At 33.3% G+C, this 520-nt stretch carries 1 protein-coding gene; it reads right to left on the bottom strand.

The annotated features are described in order from the left end of the window. Positions 1-18: 18 nt before the first annotated feature. Positions 19-474 carry a DIP1984 family protein gene (locus SANK73390_RS09705; RefSeq protein ID WP_462765803.1) on the bottom strand — a complete coding sequence of 152 codons (456 nt, stop codon included), beginning with the start codon at positions 472-474 and terminating at the stop codon, positions 19-21. Positions 475-520 lie beyond the last annotated feature (46 nt).

Below are 520 nucleotides of genomic sequence, written 5' to 3'. Positions count from 1 at the left end.
TATTGCTACCGAACACTTTTAAACTAAATCATTTGTCCAGTTTGCTTGTTGTATCTTACCATCTAGTTCACGTAATTGTTGAGCATAAGAATCGGCTGTATTTTGAATTTCGCTGATATTAACAACACTTACCGACTTAATTTCAGTTTTGCTATAACGTGATATGTTAGGAGTTCCTTCTGAAGCAACTGATTTATACAAACTATGCCTTAACTTTAAAGTTTCTCTCTTGGATAAAGCTAATACCATTAATGTACCATCACTTAATGATATTTGATTGTTTGTCTGGTTAATACGGGCAACTAAATTTTCAAACTCAGTAAACAATCCCTCTTGTTTCTGAAGTAATTCAATTGGGCTTTCAGAAGGTTCTTCGCCTTCTTGAACTAAAACATTTCGAGTTGTTCTTTCTCTCAACTCCTGTAATTTTTGACTGATTTCTGCTCTTTGATTTAAAGCTTCAGCTAATTTCATAATATATACTCTGATTCTGATAAAATTCTAACGCCAAGCTAAGCGG

Source organism: Pseudoalteromonas sp. SANK 73390 (genome assembly GCF_054966645.1).
The sequence above is the reverse complement of the archived record's forward strand: the minus strand, read 5'-3'. Positions and strand labels throughout refer to the sequence as shown.

Bases quoted from the DNA above. Each gene is read 5' to 3' on its own strand.
- SANK73390_RS09705 (WP_462765803.1), bottom strand. From the start codon at position 474: ATGAAATTAGCTGAAGCTTTAAATCAAAGAGCAGAAATCAGTCAAAAA.